Source organism: Paenibacillus massiliensis subsp. panacisoli DSM 21345 (assembly GCF_000426545.1).
GTDB classification, from domain to species: domain Bacteria; phylum Bacillota; class Bacilli; order Paenibacillales; family Paenibacillaceae; genus Paenibacillus; species Paenibacillus panacisoli.
In genome coordinates this window covers 62,322-77,696 of sequence record NZ_AUFO01000001.1, presented here as the reverse complement: position 1 = coordinate 77,696, position 15,375 = coordinate 62,322, and the positions used below count along the sequence as shown (strand labels likewise).

Below are 15,375 nucleotides of genomic sequence, written 5' to 3'. Positions count from 1 at the left end.
TCCTGTACCTCCTAGCCTTTTACGTCTTGATCCTATATTCAGACGGATTGTCCGTCCCTATCCAAGTATCAATCATGTGCACAGTATAGCACAATAAGCCTGAAACAAAGAACATACGTTTGTCACAGCCTCGCGACCAGCCTGTATGCCAATACCGAAAAGCCCATGCAACCATGCATGAGCCTCTCCAGCTTTAACCAATTGAAAAACATTAATTTACAGGCGGCAGACTATCTCTCAGGCCTCTACGGATCAGATTAGCCGAAGGCGGCTGCATTCCTAACTCCCGTGACCAAACAGAAAGCTGCCCTGTGTGGTGTATCTCGTGAGCAACAATGTGGCGCATAATCTCCCCCCACATATGCTCCTCTACACTACCATCATGACGATGGTTAACAAATACTTTGTGCTCCAGACCATCATGCCAGTGTTCTATGAACGGAGAGACATCCTGATGGTATCTGGCATCAAGAGCCATTACCTTAGCCAACGTGCTATATTCCTCAAAGTCTTCTTCCGTGTCAGGCTTGTCCTCCATGACTCTGATCCAGCTCCACTCTACATCCACGATATGGAAGAGCGTCTTCAGAATCCCTCCCACTCCGCCTGTACGAGCTCTGAGCAATTCTTCCTCATCCAGCGCTTCACACCAACGATACCATTCCTTGCGTACCTGCCAATTGTATAAAAACAACGTCTTCATGCACCCTCAACCTCCTGCTTCTCTGAGATAAATGGTACATCTGAGGACAATCCGAACTGACAGCTAACAAAAGCTACAGAAGGTGCTTACTTCGAACCTCGAAGATGGCGAATTTCAAATAATGACCCTCCTCAACACCCAGAATCTGGGGATGGTCCTTGCCTGCCGCACGCCACTCGACTAATCTCAGAATTTTGCCTGCATCCTCTGCCGCTTCCTTGATCGTACTCAAAAAGAGGTCAGGTCTCATGTGGAAGGAACAGCTTGCCGTCACCAGATATCCGCCCTCATTCACGAGCTTCATGCCGTGCAGGTTAATGTCCTTATAGCCCCGACATGCGCCTTTGACGGCATTACGTGTCTTCGCAAAAGCTGGCGGGTCCAGAATCACTACATCGAAGGTCTTCCCACCTCCTGCGGTAAGCGGCTTGGACGTATCGACCTTCTGACCGCTTGCGCGAGCTACACGTTCCTCAGTACCTTTGACCTGATCACGCAAATATTGGAAGGCATCCTCCACGACAAACTCGACTCTGTCCTCAAAGCCGTTCAGCCGTACATTTTCGCGTGCACTCTCGATCGCATGCTCGGATATGTCAAGACAGGTTACCTTCTTGGCACCATGCTGGCAGGCGTTTAACGTAAAGCTGCCGGTATGTGAGAAGCATTCCAGCACGGTCGCTCCGTCCCAATAAGGAAACTCCACACGCTTGCCGCTCTTGTTCACCGGAAGCTTCACAAGCTCACCATTCTCCTCCACGTCCTGCAAAGTAATGCCACTTCTCGCTCCCCAGCCTGTCATCAATGGGGCGATGGCTGCACGATTCTCGCGTTGATCGAAGAAATATCCGGTCTTCTGACCTTCTACAATGTCTACCTTAATCTTCAAGCCATTCTCTGTCACGGTCACATAGCGCGGACAGTCCCCTAGCAGCGGGCCCTTCACCTGCTCCAGCCCCTCCAGCTCACGGATGGACACATCACTGCGCTCGTAGATGGCAGTTGGCTGCATGACCTCTGCCAGTGCATCCCGAATCTCATTTCGACGCTGGTCCATGCCCAAGGTCAGCAACTGCACGACCAGCACATCACCAAAGCGATCCACGATTAATCCTGGTAGGAAGTCCGCTTCACCGTACACCAGACGATAGGCATCTCCATCTTTCAGGAAGCGTTCACGATGTTGTAGACACTCTCGAAATCTACGTACAAAAAAGGCTGTATCCATCGCCTCAAGTGGTTGATAGGACACGACACGGACCGTGATCTGGGATGCCGGATTATAATAGCCTGCAGCCAGAAAGCGCCCCTGATGATTCATTACACTCACGAGCTCGCCAGGAGACGGATTCCCGTCGACAGAGGCAATTTCATTTTTAAAAATCCATGGATGAGCCTGTTCCAGTCGTTTTTTGCGACTGCGCTCTAATATTACGGAAGGCAAATGTGTTTCGCTCCTTTTTTACAAATACCAGACTAACTAACTTATTCATTATAGCTCAATTGCAGACAGGCATCTACTTCTCGCTTGCTGCGGTATATCATTCAACCTGCTTTTGACCTACTCATCTGCAGAGTACAGTAATGGTCAAGCCGGGCTTGTCATGTCTCCGTCCGCTACCTCATATATGTAGTATGAAAAACATCTATTGGCATGTAACCAGGCTGATCCTCATCAACAGAATCGGGAAGGAGTGGACACGCTTGTTCTATCAGATCATCATGCCACTGGGCTGGGGACTGTTCGTATTCCTTGGAGGAATGAAGATCATGGAGTCAGGTCTGCGAAAGCTTGCAGGTCCTATGCTCCAGCGAGGGCTCCAGCACGCCACAGCCTCTCCGCTGAGAGGGCTGCTGGTCAGTACAGGAATAACCGCACTATTGCAGAGCAGTAGCGCCGTGACCGTCATCACCATAGGAATGGTCAACGCTGGCTTGCTAACCTATGGCCGTACGCTTGGCATTATATTAGGTACTAATATTGGTACGTGTCTTACCACAGAGCTGATGGGTTTGCAGCTAGGCACGATTGCTTTGCCTCTGCTGGTATTATCAATCCTAAGCTGGGTACTTGCTGTGATATGGTATGAGCATACCGGCAGAGGCTTGGGCCTACAGTTTGTCAGTCTCACTATCACTGGCTTTGCACTCATCATGACAGGCATCCGCATCATGCAGGCCATCGGTCCATGGGTCGAGGAAGCAGGGATGTTCCAGTGGTTCCTGACACATGCCACCCAGAACATGTGGTGGGCATTTATTGCAGGAGCCTGTCTGACGGCCATCATGCACAGCGGCGTTGCCGTTATTGGTATTGCCATGAGCCTAGCGGCCACAGGAGCGCTACCGCTGGATGTAGCCATTGCAATCGTCATCGGCTCGAATGTCGGCACCTGCGTTACTGCATGGATGGCTTCAATCGGAGGTAGTACGTCCGGCAAATTCGTGGCCTGGACCCACATTCTGCTGAATGTTGCTGGCGCGCTGATCTTCATGCCCTTAATACCATGGCTGCAAGGGGCAGCAACTCTGATCTCGAGCGAGGCGGGAGCGCAGGTCGCCCATGCCCAGACCTTGTTCAATCTAATCAGCTCGTTGCTGGCTCTCCCCTTATGCTACCTCCCAATCTGGACACGATTGGAGAACACCAGCGATCCGAAGGATACACTACCTGTAATCAGATCGTAGTCCATGTAGTCGTGAACATCATCAAGATCATACCCGATCTTTGATGATCGGCTAGGACTCTTGCAATTGCCCTGACTCCCGGCGCCGCCAACTCATGAATACCAAGGACAATGCAATGAATGTGAGGATCAGCCCAAGCACTCGGAATCCCTGGAAGCTGAAGTTACTCCCCATTACGCTGCCAATCAATAATGAAGAGAGAATGGTCCCCAGATATCTTGATGTATTAAATATTCCAGATGCTACCCCTATAACTTCTTTTGGAGAGCTATTGAACAAGGCCGCTTGCATACCGACACTGTTCAACCCGTTACTAATACCGAACGCAGCTAAAGCCACACATACACTGATAACCGGAGAAGTTTCATTCAATGTGACGATCCATATTGAACCAAATGTCATCAGTATTCCGGACACGAGCAACGCTGGTCGAGGTCCTGCTTTATCAATCCAACGTCCTGCCATTGGAGAGGTAACGAGTGAACACAAGCCTAAGCTTAGCATGAGAATGCCTGTATGGAACTCGCTGACATGGCGTACCATTTGTAGGTAGGAAGGAAGTCCGAAAAAAAGCGAGTAAAAAAGTGCATTCACAAGCAGGAATTCGACATTCACCCAAGTCATCGCAGGATATTTAGCAAATGTACGCAAAGGAATAAAAGGTGACTTCGCTTTGAGCTCATGCCGTACAAAAGCTCCCAGTGCAACGAAGCCCATCAGCGTAACACTAACATTACTTAACGAAATTTGAGCAGAAGATTTGGCTGACAGCAATCCAACAAGCAAGGCAATCAGCCCTACCGTGAACAATAGAATCCCTTTCACATCCATCCATTGAGACCATTCACGAAAGGACATGTTACGTGCAACGGATGATGCTGACGGCTCGTCCTTTGGAATATGGCTCCAAGCCAATAGAAAGCTTGTCACCACGAACGGAATATTAACGAGAAAGATGGCAGGCCAACTCCACCAGTGAATGATGATCCCGCCTATAAAAGGTCCGATTGCTGCCGCTCCAGAGAGGAATATGGACAACACTGACAGCGCAGTCGCTTGTTTCTCCGTAATGTGAATTCGCACGAGGGCCATTCCGACCGCAACCATCATGCTTGTGCCAATGGCTTGCACTATGCGGAACACGATAAGCCATCCAAAATTAGGCGACATGGGGGCTAATAAAGATGCAACGAAGGATACAACAAGCCCAGTAAGAAATATCCTCCTCCGACCCAATAAATCACTGGCTTTTCCCATGATTGGTTGAGCTATCGCGCTTGCTATATAGAAAGAAAAAATAATCCAAGAAACTACTGTAAATCCAAGCTGGAACTCGTTTTGTATCCTTGCAATAGCAACCGAGACCATTGAAGAATTTAAAGGGTTCAGTAGTACCCCCAGTCCAACGGAAATCATTAACCACCTGCTGCGATCACCCATTTTGCTCCCTCCAATATCTTATTCATCTCATCTTACTCGAGATTCATTATTCATTCCAAAGCATTTTATGTTATGATTTCATTGATTTGAAGGAATGAATGGAGGGTGCGAAATGGAACTTCTTCAACTGCAATATTTTATCGCAGTAGCTCGTCTGGAGCATATGACTGAAGCTGCACGCAGTCTGCACGTTACTCAGTCGTCATTAAGCAAAACGATTCAACGATTGGAGGAGGATCTGGGTGTCCCTTTATTCGATCGAATAGGGAGAAAGTTGCGATTAAATGAGTTCGGTAGTACGTTCCTTCGCCGTGCAGAAAGAGCGTTGTTTGAATTACAACAGGGTAAGCAGGAGATTAACGATTTGTCCAGCCCAGAACATGGCACACTGGAATTGGCGGTGACCACCGCAAGCAGGTTACCCCATATTCTGCGAGAGTTTCGGAAAAAGCGGCCCCATATCCAATTTCATGTGCAGATGCTGACTACGCAGGAGATGGTTACACGCCTTCATAGAGGAGAGGTCGATTTCTGCTTAGCCTCACCTCCTATACAAGGAGAAGACATTGAATGTCGAATCGTGTTCATCGACCCTATCGTTGTGGCTGTTCCAAACAGCCATCGGCTGGCAGATCGAAGTAGTGTATCCTTGAATGAGCTAAGCGATGAATCGTTTGTTGGTGTTAAGAGAGGTTACGGTACTCGCGATCTGGTAGACTCCATATGCGAATCGGTTGGATTTTTACCTAAATATGTGTATGAGGGGGACGAACCTGCAAGGCTAAGTTCTCTTGTAGAAGCAGAAATTGGCATAGCCTTTATACCAAGCACGGCTAGGAATTCATCGGAGCACATCAAATATCTCAGTGTAGAAAATCAGGGATTGGTACGGGAGATCGCTTTGTTATGGCACAGGAGTCGATACATTTCGCGGGCTGCTCTCGAATTCCATGAGGTAGTTGTAGATTATTTTGAGAAGATATCCAAACACACGAGTGGAGAAATACAGTAGATTACGCACCCTTGATCTACTGTATTTCTAATGTGGATCTTAATCAGGATACATGAATATCCAGTTGGGACAGTGCTTTTTGCAAAATAATATCGTTATTGTCATAGCCACCGCTCCGTTGCAGAGACCAAGCCTGCTCAGGGCTGTACCATTCTACTCCTTTAATCTCCTCAACCTGAGCCTGCAGCTCACCACTCAGCGCCTCCACGAGATAATAATGCACTTCCTTATCGACTTGTCCATAATCAGGATGCTCATACGTATAAGCAATCATATCTACCTGATTGATGATCTTCCCGGTGACGCCCGTCTCCTCCAAAATTTCACGAAGAGCAGTCTCCTCAATGGTCTCTCCAGCCTCCATTTTCCCTTTGGCCAAAGACATTTTCCCGTAACGATCCGTGATCAGTTGAATCTCAAGCTGCCCATCCACATGACGATAGACCACACCACCTGCAGATATTTCCTTTTTTACGGCTGTCATATCATGCCCTCCTTGTGCAACAAGGATTTTATCCTCCAGTGGAAGACAAAATCCTTGTCCGTTAATGTTGTCAAGCGATAATGCCTTTACAAAGCCGCAGCACGCAGACTACTGTCCACGACACGAACGAGCTTGCCCTGGCTTTCATTCACTCCAGCTTCTGTAAGCAGAACCTGACATACCTGACCATTCAGCTCGGTAGATCCCTCGAACACGATATCAATGTAATTGTCGCTATAGCCATGTACCCTGCCACTATTCTTCAAGCCCTTCGGTTCTCCCTCAGGAATGACCTCCAGCACCTGTCCTACGAATTTTTGGGCATAAGCCAACTGCATTTGCTCTGACAGCTCAATCAGTTCATGTACACGGGCATTTTTGATGTCCTCGTCAACCTGATCCTCCATACGAGCGGCAGGGGTGCCTGTACGCTTCGAATATGGGAAGACGTGCATTTCGGAGAAACCAATCTTCTTCATTAGGTTATACCCATTGCGGAACATTTCGTCCGTCTCCCCCGGGAAGCCTACAATGACGTCCGTCGTGATCGCTACATCTGGCATTGCCTTGTGGATCATTACCATCTTGTTGTAGAACTCTTCTGTTGTATATTTGCGACGCATGCGCTTCAGCACCGTATCATCTCCGGCTTGCAGCGGAATATGGAAGTGACGCACCAGCTTCCGGGAACGCTTCAGAACGTCCAGCATTTTCTCGTCAATCTGACTGGCCTCAATCGAACTAATCCGAATGCGCTCCAGTCCTTCTACCTTTTCCAGATCCCACAGCAGATCAGACAGATCGTAGTTCTCCAGATCATCTCCGTAGCCACCCGTGTGAATACCTGTGAGCACAATCTCCTTGTAGCCTGCCTCTACAAGCTGGTGAGCCTGGGCAATGATGCTCTTGGCATCCCGACTACGGGACAGCCCACGTGACCAAGGAATTATGCAGAATGTGCAGAAATTGTTACAACCATCCTGAATTTTCAGAAAAGCACGCGTACGGTCTGCGAAATCCGGCACATCCATTTCCTCGAAGACACGAGTCTTCATAATGTTGCGTACCGCATTGACGGGCTGACGGGACTCCTGAATCTGCTTGACATAAGGCAAAATCTTATCCCGATCCTGTGTACCTACAACCAGATCAACACCTGGAATGTCCAGAATTTCGGCTGGCGAGGTCTGGGCATAGCATCCTGTTACCGCTACGATCGCATCCGGGTTACGGCGAATGGCACGACGAATGATCTGCCGACTCTTCTTGTCGCCGGTATTGGTTACCGTACAGGTGTTAATCAGATAGACATCAGCCGTCTGCTCATCGAAATCAACCTGTTCATACCCTTCCTGCTTGAACAATTGCCAAATCGCTTCTGTATCATAAAAGTTGACCTTACATCCCAGTGTATAAAATGCCACGGCCGGCATGTCAAATCCCTCCCATTTCTCCTGATTCATAAAGTATGCAGGCAAGTGCAGTCATCCCAGCCGTCTCAGCGCGCAAAATGCGGCGTCCGAGCCCTGTCGACTGCGCACCTGACGTCTCTGCTGCTGCGCTCTCCTGCTCTGTAAATCCGCCCTCCGGTCCGATCACGAGCAAAATACGCGGAGCCACAGCACCATGATCTCTCCCCTGCATAAAGGGAGCGATCACGTCACGCAGCTGGCGTCCGCTTTCTTTTTCATAACAATAGCATACCAGATCATACCCCGTAAAAGAGGCCAGTAATTGCTTCCATGAGAGCGGTGCTGCCAGCTCCGGGATTCGATTGCGGTGACTCTGCTCTGCCGCCTCCTTGGCAATCTTCCGCCAACGCTCCAGACGCTTCGCTTCCTTCTTCCCATCATACTGCACAACCGTCCGATCAGACAGAAATGGAACAAAGGCATAGGCCCCAAGCTCCGTGCACTTCTGAATGACCAGCTCCATCTTGTCACCTTTCGGTAGACTTTGTGCGACTGTAACCTGCACCTGCGGCTCGGATGTCATATCCAGCTTCTCTATAATTACAGCAGTGACACTCTCTGCCCCGATCTCCTCAATCTCTACCCGAGCTTCACGTGATATTCCGTCACTAACGATAAATTGATCTCCAGGCCTGCTCCGCATCACTCTGGTGATATGACGAGCATCCTCGCCTTCCACAACGACGCGATCCTCCAGAAAATGTGCCGGAGGGATGAAATAACGCTGCATTGCTTGTGCCTCCCTACCTGCTTCAGTCACGTTCATTACGAATGCTTCCAAAAATATATCATACAACTTTTGCGGATGGATGACCAGTATTTCGGATCATTTGGCGCTTGCCTCAACAAAAAAAGGAGCCGTTAGGCTCCCCCTACTCCAAACAGCATGATGGCAAATCTGAAAAACTGATCGGCAATCACATTAATCATCGAATAAAGTGGATCAATCGTAAAGGCGCGTACAGGCGGCAGCACCAGAATTAGCAGAAAAATAAAAATAGAGTATTGCTCGAACTGCTGCAACCGACGACGCAGCGGCCCAGGGGCCACATCCTCCAGAATCCGGTACCCATCGAGTGGTGGCAGCGGAATCAGATTGAACAGGAACAGCAGGATATTCAGCGTCACCATATAATTAACAAAAATGCGAATGGCCTCAAAGGCATTCGGATTAGCTTCGCTAATCGTCGACCATAGCCCAGTTGCTGCAAGCCCTACATAGAGCAATGTAGTCACAAAGGCCAGTAGCAGGTTACTTAACGGTCCGGCAGCGGAGACCACAATCCCCATGAGCCGGGGATTACTGAAGTTGTCGCGATTCACCGGGACAGGCTTCGCCCAGCCAAAGCCCGCAATGACGAGCAGTAGCGTCCCTAGCACGTCCAGATGCACTGCCGGATTAAGCGATACCCGCCCCAGGAGGCGGGCCGTCGGGTCTCCAAATTTATTCGCAAAATAGGCGTGCGAGAACTCGTGAATCGTAAAAGCAAACATGAGTGTCAGCAGTACGAATGGTAATTCAGTCAATGAGAACCTGAATATGGAATTCAAGAAATCCATGGATTACCCCTTTCTCGCTATGAACGCAATCCAGTCCTCGTCCCGGTGCTTATCCTCGATCTGGAAGCCAGCGGCAACCAGCGCTTCCTCCACGACCTGCTCCTTGTTCTTCCAGATCCCTGAAGCAATGTATACACCGCCTGGAACGAGCGCTTGGTACACATCGTCAATGAACAACAGAATGATCTCAGCCAAAATATTCGCGACGACAACCTGAACCGGGAGCTTGACGCCAAGCGACGGATCTTGAACGTCCAGGACAGACAGCAGGTCGCTTTCCTTGACTGTAATCTGCTTCTCTAGCCCATTCAAGCTGGTATTCGCCAGTGCACTTGACACCGCTACAGGATCAAGATCCAAGGCTAAGACGTGCTTGGCACCGAGCTTCACTGCACCGATGGAGAGGATACCGGAGCCTGTACCGACATCAATGACCTCTTCGCCACCCTTGATGACCGACTCCAGCGTACGCAAACACAGAGATGTGGTAGGATGTGTCCCTGTTCCGAAGGCCATACCCGGGTCCAGCTCGATAATCTGCTCATTGCTACTAGTTGGCTCGTAGTTCTCCCATGTTGGCTTAATGGTCAGACGTTCTGATACTCGCTGCGGCTTGAAATACTGCTTCCAGGCGTCAGCCCAGTCATCTTCATTCACGGTCTGTTGCTCGAAGCGATACTCCCCAGGATCAATATCGAATGCTCTCAGTTCTTCAATTCGCGGTACAAGCTCTCCCTGAATATCATTCAAATCCGTCTCTTCAGCGAAGTAACCCTTAATGACAGCCTGCCCCTCAGGAATATCGTTCAGCGGTCTTTCGTACCACTGTCCAAAGGAGGTATCACGCTCTTTGTTCAGCGTCCCCGATTCCTCAATGGATACCCCCCCAGCTCCGGCTTCATGCAAAAAGTTGGAGATCATCTCCACCGCTTCTTCTGTTGTATGTATGGTTAATTCATGCCATAACATGTAGCTCTACTCCTCCTCATTTAACAAGCATCCATAGTATTGTACTATACTTGCTGTCCCTAGCACAAAAAAAGAGAGGACTGCTTATGACCAGCCCTCTCTAGCCCTGTCCTTCATTTATCCTTCAAGCCCTCGTTGCAGCATTCTAGAGATCGCTGAGCTCAGGTTTGTTCATAATGCGATCCTGTCTACGGTCTGCCGCCTCACTACGACGAAGTGCTTCGACATCATCATGATCGGCTAGCTCTGCCGAGAATTCTACGTCCTCATTCTTGGCGGACTGTAGTTTCTTCAGTTTGTCAGTCTTGGTTAGTACTCTGTCGTGACGTTTATTTCTGGACATGAAGCAGCCTCCTGTCGAGATAAAATGTTAATTTCCCTGGATTTATTCACTTGATTTTATTTTCATGCTTTACTTTTACTAAAGCATGCCTCCGGCTTGTTCAACAATCTGCAATGCCTGGTGATGAATGGATTCATCGACGACAGCCGTTAGCAAAATATCCTTCCCTGTCGGTCCTCCCTGGCCGCCGTCACTCATCCCGCTCGCAGTAATATCGGCTGCAGCAAGTATGGATGAGGAGCTTCCGTAAAAATCGGCACCTGATGTTAAAGAGGACAGGCTGCTTACTTTCCCGGAAAAGACAGGAATACCTGAGCTCATACCTGCACCTGGATAACGACTGAACCGATCAATGGACATATCGACGACTCGCAGTGCCTTCAGCTTGTTAGCCGCCTCCTGCGCCTGTTCGGGTGTGTTGAAGTATGCTAGAATATTTTTCTCGCTCACAAGCCATCCCTCTTCCTGTAATGTCCGACGGTTCATTTATGCCCTAGTACCAACGCCAGCATAGCCCCACCAAATGCAATCGTACTGCGTGTAATCCTTTCGAAGTAAAATTGCAGAATACGTAGGTCCTAGCTTCTATAGTACTGAGCCCCTGCCGCCTCACTTTAGGGTGTGCACGGCATCGATTCTTATGCATGGGTGCTTGGCTTGTACGCTATAACACAATAAGCCAGATCACAGCATCCTTTGATCGGATCACCGCAATCTGGCTTATTCACACATCTATTCATTTGTACTCATTAGAGTCATACAGACAGTAATAGTACTTCAAAGCACTACAACGATTATCTTCAGTTCGGAGCCTTAATCTCCACGGAATGCGCGCTTCACCCGGTCAAAAAAGGATTGTTCATTCTCGTGTGTCTGCTCTCCACTTAAGGAACCGAACTGACGAAGGAGATCCTTCTGCTCATCGCTAAGCTTGCTTGGTGTCACTACGACTACCTTGATATGCTGGTCACCCTGACCGACACCACGAAGTCTTGGCACACCCTTGCCCTTCAAGCGGAAGTACGTTCCAGTCTGTGTTCCGGCAGGAACCTTAAGCTTGACCTTCTCCGTAAGCGTCGGTATCTCGATCTCATCCCCAAGCGCTGCCTGAGCAAAAGTCAACGGAATCTCACAGTAAATATCGTCACCCTCACGCTCGAAGAAATCATGCGATTTCACGCGAATAACGATATACAGGTCGCCAGCTGGACCACCACGCAATCCGCCTTCACCTTCACCTGTCATACGTAGCTGTGCACCGTCGTCCACTCCCGCAGGAATGCGAACATGTATAGTGCGTTGCTTACGGACTTTACCACTGCCGCTGCATGTCGAGCATTTGTCCTTGATGATCTTCCCTGTACCGCTACAGTTGGAGCAAGCACGACGATTCACCATGCGACCGAACGGCGTGTTTTGCACAACCTCTTCCTGTCCTGTGCCACGGCAGACCGAGCACGTCTCAGGATGAGTTCCCGGCTTTGCACCGGAGCCATGACAGGTATCACAGCTTTCGGTTCTAGGAATCGTAATATCTGTCTCCTTGCCGAAGACGGCTTCCTTAAATTCAATCGTCATGTTGTACTGCAGATCATTTCCCCGCTGTGGTGCGTTCGGGTCACGACGACCACCGCCGTTGCCACCGAAGAACATATCGAAGATATCCCCGAAGCCACCAAAATCACTGCCGCCAGAAAATCCGCCGCCCATGCCTTGGTTGGGATCTACATGCCCATATTGATCATAGCGCGCTCGCTTCTGACCATCGCTAAGCACATCATAGGCTTCCTTGACTTCCTTGAACTTATTCTCGGCATCCGGTGCTTTGTTGACATCAGGATGATATTGACGGGCCAGCTTTCGGTACGCTTTTTTGATTTCGTCCTCGCCGGCGTTTTTATTTACACCAAGCACCTCATAGTAATCACGCTTGTCAGCCAACATTCCACCCCCATCCTAACGCACTGATTGGCTAACCCAAGTATGGCATGGAAAAAGCAAAGTCAAAGCACGGGAGGTCCCGGCTTTGACCTTTCCATCATGACATGGCTGCTCAGCACGTTATATTTATGCATTCGGCATGATGCGACAATTATATGTGTTCACGAGCTTCCTGTGAAGTTAACGCTCACGTCCTTTTGTTCATCATCATGCCATTTTTAATTGTAGCTTACTTCTTATCCTGATCGTCATTAACGACTTCATAGTCTGCGTCTACGACATTATCGCGAGCAGGACCTTCGGAGGATGCGCCACCCTCAGCAGCTTGCTGTGCTTGTGCTGCTTGCTCATAGAGCTTCACGGACAGCTGTTGCACGATTTCTGTCAATTCTTCTGTTGCAGCCTTGATCTCGTCAACATTGTCGGTTTCGAGTGTTTTTTGCAGCTTGTCTTTGGCTGCATTTGCCTTCTCAATCTCGGAAGCATCGACCTTATCACCAAGATCCTTGACGGTCTTGTCTACTTGATAGATCAATTGGTCTGCAGAGTTCTTCGCCTCAACAAGCTCCTTGCGCTTCTTGTCTTCTTCCGCATGCAACTCGGCATCCTTCATCATGCGTTCAACTTCCTCGTCGCTCAGACCGCTGGAAGAAGTAATCGTGATTTTTTGGCTCTTGCCTGTTCCCTTATCTGTTGCAGATACGTTCACAATACCGTTGGCATCAAGATCGAAGGTAACTTCAATCTGCGGAACACCACGTGGTGCTGGAGGGATGTCTCCCAATTGGAAGCGACCCAGAGTCTTATTGCCAGCAGCCATCTCGCGCTCGCCTTGCAGGACATGAATCTCAACGCTTGGCTGGTTGTCCGCATAAGTAGAGAATACCTGGGACTTGCTTGTAGGGATTGTTGTATTGCGGTCAATCATCTTCGTGAATACGCCGCCTGCAGTCTCGATACCAAGGGACAGAGGTGTCACGTCGAGCAGGACAACATCCTTAACGTCACCAGTCAATACACCAGCTTGAACAGCCGCACCCAGAGCTACAACTTCATCCGGGTTAACGCCTTTATGTGGCTCTTTACCTGTCAGCTTCTTGATTGCCTCTTGCACAGCAGGAATACGAGTGGAACCACCGACCAGGACAATCTTGTCGATCTCACTAGCATTCAAGCCGGAATCGCTCAACGCTTGACGAGTAGGGCCCAGTGTGCGCTCAACAAGATTCGCGGACAGCTCTTCGAACTTCGCACGAGTCAAGCTCAGCTCCAAGTGCTGTGGCACGCCGTCTACTACTGTAATGAACGGCAAAGAGATCGTTGTCGTAAGTACTCCGGACAATTCCTTCTTCGCTTTCTCTGCAGCATCCTTCAGACGTTGGACAGCTGCTTTATCCTTGCTCAGATCAATACCTTGATCCTTTTTAAATTCACTTACGAGGTAGTCGATGATTACTTGGTCAAAGTCATCACCGCCCAGTTGGTTGTCACCACTGGTTGCCTTAACTTCGAAGAAGCCATCTCCAAGCTCGAGAATAGATACGTCAAACGTACCGCCACCCAGGTCATATACCAGGATAGTCTGATCTTCGGATTTCTCCATACCGTATGCCAATGCAGCTGCTGTAGGCTCATTGACGATCCGCAATACTTCGAGACCAGCGATCTTGCCTGCATCTTTTGTTGCTTGACGCTGACTGTCATTGAAATAAGCTGGTACAGTGATAACAGCTTGGGTTACTGTCTGACCCAAATATGCTTCCGCATCAGCCTTCAGCTTTTGCAGAATCATTGCGGAGATTTCTTGTGGAGAATACTCTTTGTCTTCAATCTTCTCCTTATGGTTGGAACCCATGTGACGCTTGATGGAGCTAATTGTGCGGTCTGGGTTGGTGATCGCCTGACGCTTTGCAGTCTCACCTACGATCCGCTCGCCGTCCTTCTTAAAGCCAACTACCGAAGGAGTTGTACGGGCGCCTTCCGGATTTGGAATAACGACTGCCTCGCCGCCTTCCATGACAGCTACACAAGAGTTGGTAGTTCCCAAGTCAATACCGATTACTTTACTCACAAGAATATCCTCCTTCTATAAGTACCATTGGCCTTCTGACCGTAGTTTTTGTAATTCATCTATGGAATCAAGTAAGTATTACATGCTAACCTTCACCATCGCAGGGCGAAGTACTTTATCCTTCAGCATGTAGCCCTTCTGTACCTCTTCAACAACAATGCCTTCCTCATGCTCATCACTTTCGACCTGCATGATGGCCTGATGAAACTCTGGATTAAATGGCTGCCCTACAGCCTCCATCGCACGTACCCCCTCTGCTGTGAGGACGCTCTCCAGTTGACGGAAGATCATACTTACACCCTTCGTGAAGGATTCTCCTTCATCGGATTGCGGAGCACTAGCCAGTGCACGCTCAAAATTGTCCAGGACCGGTACCAACTCGGTAACCAGCTTCATGGATGCGTACTTCGCAAGCTCTTCCTTCTCCTTTTGGGTACGGCGGCGGAAGTTGTCGAAATCCGCTTGCGTACGAAGAAGACGTTGCTGCTGCTCTTCCAGTTCGGCGGCTAGACGACTCTGTGCGCCAGCTGCCTCAGCTGCAGGCTCCTCTTGTTGAGCGGCTTCCTGCTCTTGTGCTTGCACATGATCGTTAACCGTTTCTGCAGCAGTTGCAGAAGCTTGCTCCTCAGTATTCACTGCCTCTTCCCCTTGAAACGTTTGATTGTCTTTCAAGATGTTTCACCTCCTTCGAT

Annotated in this window: 15 protein-coding genes; 2 read left to right on the top strand and 13 right to left on the bottom strand. The window is 49.3% G+C overall.

Features of this window, described 5'->3' with window-relative positions:
* Window positions 1–211 precede the first annotated feature (211 nt).
* Both K331_RS0100335 and K331_RS0100330 read right to left on the bottom strand, forming a co-directional pair.
* The gene (locus K331_RS0100335; protein ID WP_028588739.1) at window positions 212–703 is read right to left on the bottom strand and encodes a DinB family protein; all 492 of its coding nucleotides are present in this window, start codon (window positions 701–703) and stop codon (window positions 212–214) included.
* A gap of 73 nt (window positions 704–776) precedes the next feature.
* Window positions 777–2,147, bottom strand: a complete 1,371-nt coding sequence (locus K331_RS0100330) for a class I SAM-dependent rRNA methyltransferase (protein ID WP_028588738.1) — start codon at window positions 2,145–2,147, stop codon at window positions 777–779.
* Window positions 2,148–2,407: 260 nt separating this feature from the next.
* Between K331_RS0100330 and K331_RS28595 the strand changes: the two genes are divergently transcribed.
* On the top strand, window positions 2,408–3,391 hold the full coding sequence (locus K331_RS28595) for a Na/Pi cotransporter family protein (protein WP_051289514.1): 984 nt from the start codon (window positions 2,408–2,410) through the stop codon (window positions 3,389–3,391).
* A 51-nt stretch (window positions 3,392–3,442) separates the two neighbouring features.
* On the opposite strand, the gene K331_RS0100320 is transcribed toward K331_RS28595, so the two are convergent.
* Window positions 3,443–4,831, bottom strand: a complete 1,389-nt coding sequence (locus K331_RS0100320; RefSeq protein ID WP_028588737.1) for an MFS transporter — start codon at window positions 4,829–4,831, stop codon at window positions 3,443–3,445.
* Window positions 4,832–4,943: 112 nt separating this feature from the next.
* Here K331_RS0100320 and K331_RS0100315 point away from each other — a divergent pair, with 112 nt between their 5' ends.
* Window positions 4,944–5,843, top strand: a complete 900-nt coding sequence (locus tag K331_RS0100315; RefSeq protein WP_028588736.1) for a LysR family transcriptional regulator — start codon at window positions 4,944–4,946, stop codon at window positions 5,841–5,843.
* A 43-nt stretch (window positions 5,844–5,886) separates the two neighbouring features.
* Here K331_RS0100315 and K331_RS0100310 read toward each other — a convergent pair whose 3' ends face one another.
* The 10 genes from K331_RS0100310 to grpE all read right to left on the bottom strand — a co-directional run bounded on the left by K331_RS0100310 (window position 5,887) and on the right by grpE (window position 15,355).
* The gene (locus K331_RS0100310; RefSeq protein ID WP_028588735.1) at window positions 5,887–6,327 is read right to left on the bottom strand and encodes an NUDIX hydrolase; all 441 of its coding nucleotides are present in this window, start codon (window positions 6,325–6,327) and stop codon (window positions 5,887–5,889) included.
* A gap of 86 nt (window positions 6,328–6,413) precedes the next feature.
* Window positions 6,414–7,760: a tRNA (N(6)-L-threonylcarbamoyladenosine(37)-C(2))-methylthiotransferase MtaB gene (gene mtaB, locus K331_RS0100305; protein ID WP_028588734.1), complete on the bottom strand. Its 1,347-nt coding sequence runs from the start codon at window positions 7,758–7,760 to the stop codon at window positions 6,414–6,416.
* 1 nt (window position 7,761) lies between these two features.
* Entirely contained in the window at window positions 7,762–8,529 is a 768-nt protein-coding gene (locus tag K331_RS0100300; RefSeq protein ID WP_028588733.1) for a 16S rRNA (uracil(1498)-N(3))-methyltransferase, read from the bottom strand.
* A gap of 131 nt (window positions 8,530–8,660) precedes the next feature.
* On the bottom strand, window positions 8,661–9,359 hold the full coding sequence (locus K331_RS0100295; protein WP_018887944.1) for a site-2 protease family protein: 699 nt from the start codon (window positions 9,357–9,359) through the stop codon (window positions 8,661–8,663).
* Window positions 9,360–9,362: 3 nt separating this feature from the next.
* Window positions 9,363–10,328 carry a 50S ribosomal protein L11 methyltransferase gene (prmA, locus tag K331_RS0100290; RefSeq protein ID WP_028588732.1) on the bottom strand — a complete coding sequence of 322 codons (966 nt, stop codon included), beginning with the start codon at window positions 10,326–10,328 and terminating at the stop codon, window positions 9,363–9,365.
* 145 nt (window positions 10,329–10,473) lie between these two features.
* Window positions 10,474–10,671: a YfhD family protein gene (locus tag K331_RS0100285; RefSeq protein ID WP_018887946.1), complete on the bottom strand. Its 198-nt coding sequence runs from the start codon at window positions 10,669–10,671 to the stop codon at window positions 10,474–10,476.
* A 78-nt stretch (window positions 10,672–10,749) separates the two neighbouring features.
* Window positions 10,750–11,121 (bottom strand): hypothetical protein, encoded by a 372-nt coding sequence (locus K331_RS0100280; protein ID WP_028588731.1) that lies wholly within the window; start codon window positions 11,119–11,121, stop codon window positions 10,750–10,752.
* Between the two features lie 363 nt (window positions 11,122–11,484).
* A complete protein-coding gene (gene dnaJ, locus K331_RS0100275) occupies window positions 11,485–12,612 on the bottom strand; it encodes a molecular chaperone DnaJ (protein ID WP_028588730.1) in 1,128 nt (375 codons plus the stop codon).
* A gap of 229 nt (window positions 12,613–12,841) precedes the next feature.
* Window positions 12,842–14,683 (bottom strand): molecular chaperone DnaK, encoded by a 1,842-nt coding sequence (gene dnaK, locus K331_RS0100270; RefSeq protein ID WP_028588729.1) that lies wholly within the window; start codon window positions 14,681–14,683, stop codon window positions 12,842–12,844.
* A 78-nt stretch (window positions 14,684–14,761) separates the two neighbouring features.
* Window positions 14,762–15,355, bottom strand: a complete 594-nt coding sequence (grpE, locus tag K331_RS0100265; protein ID WP_028588728.1) for a nucleotide exchange factor GrpE — start codon at window positions 15,353–15,355, stop codon at window positions 14,762–14,764.
* Window positions 15,356–15,375: the final 20 nt, after the last annotated feature.

Excerpts from the sequence above, each read along its gene's own strand:
- K331_RS0100300 (WP_028588733.1), bottom strand. The coding sequence starts at position 8,529 with ATGCAGCGTTATTTCATCCCTCCGGCACATTTTCTGGAGGATCGCGTC.
- mtaB (WP_028588734.1), bottom strand. The coding sequence starts at position 7,760 with ATGCCGGCCGTGGCATTTTATACACTGGGATGTAAGGTCAACTTTTAT.
- K331_RS0100335 (WP_028588739.1), bottom strand. The coding sequence starts at position 703 with ATGAAGACGTTGTTTTTATACAATTGGCAGGTACGCAAGGAATGGTAT.
- prmA (WP_028588732.1), bottom strand. The coding sequence starts at position 10,328 with ATGTTATGGCATGAATTAACCATACATACAACAGAAGAAGCGGTGGAG.
- K331_RS0100310 (WP_028588735.1), bottom strand. The coding sequence starts at position 6,327 with ATGACAGCCGTAAAAAAGGAAATATCTGCAGGTGGTGTGGTCTATCGT.
- K331_RS0100295 (WP_018887944.1), bottom strand. The coding sequence starts at position 9,359 with ATGGATTTCTTGAATTCCATATTCAGGTTCTCATTGACTGAATTACCA.
- K331_RS0100315 (WP_028588736.1), top strand. The coding sequence starts at position 4,944 with ATGGAACTTCTTCAACTGCAATATTTTATCGCAGTAGCTCGTCTGGAG.
- K331_RS0100285 (WP_018887946.1), bottom strand. The coding sequence starts at position 10,671 with ATGTCCAGAAATAAACGTCACGACAGAGTACTAACCAAGACTGACAAA.
- K331_RS0100320 (WP_028588737.1), bottom strand. The coding sequence starts at position 4,831 with ATGGGTGATCGCAGCAGGTGGTTAATGATTTCCGTTGGACTGGGGGTA.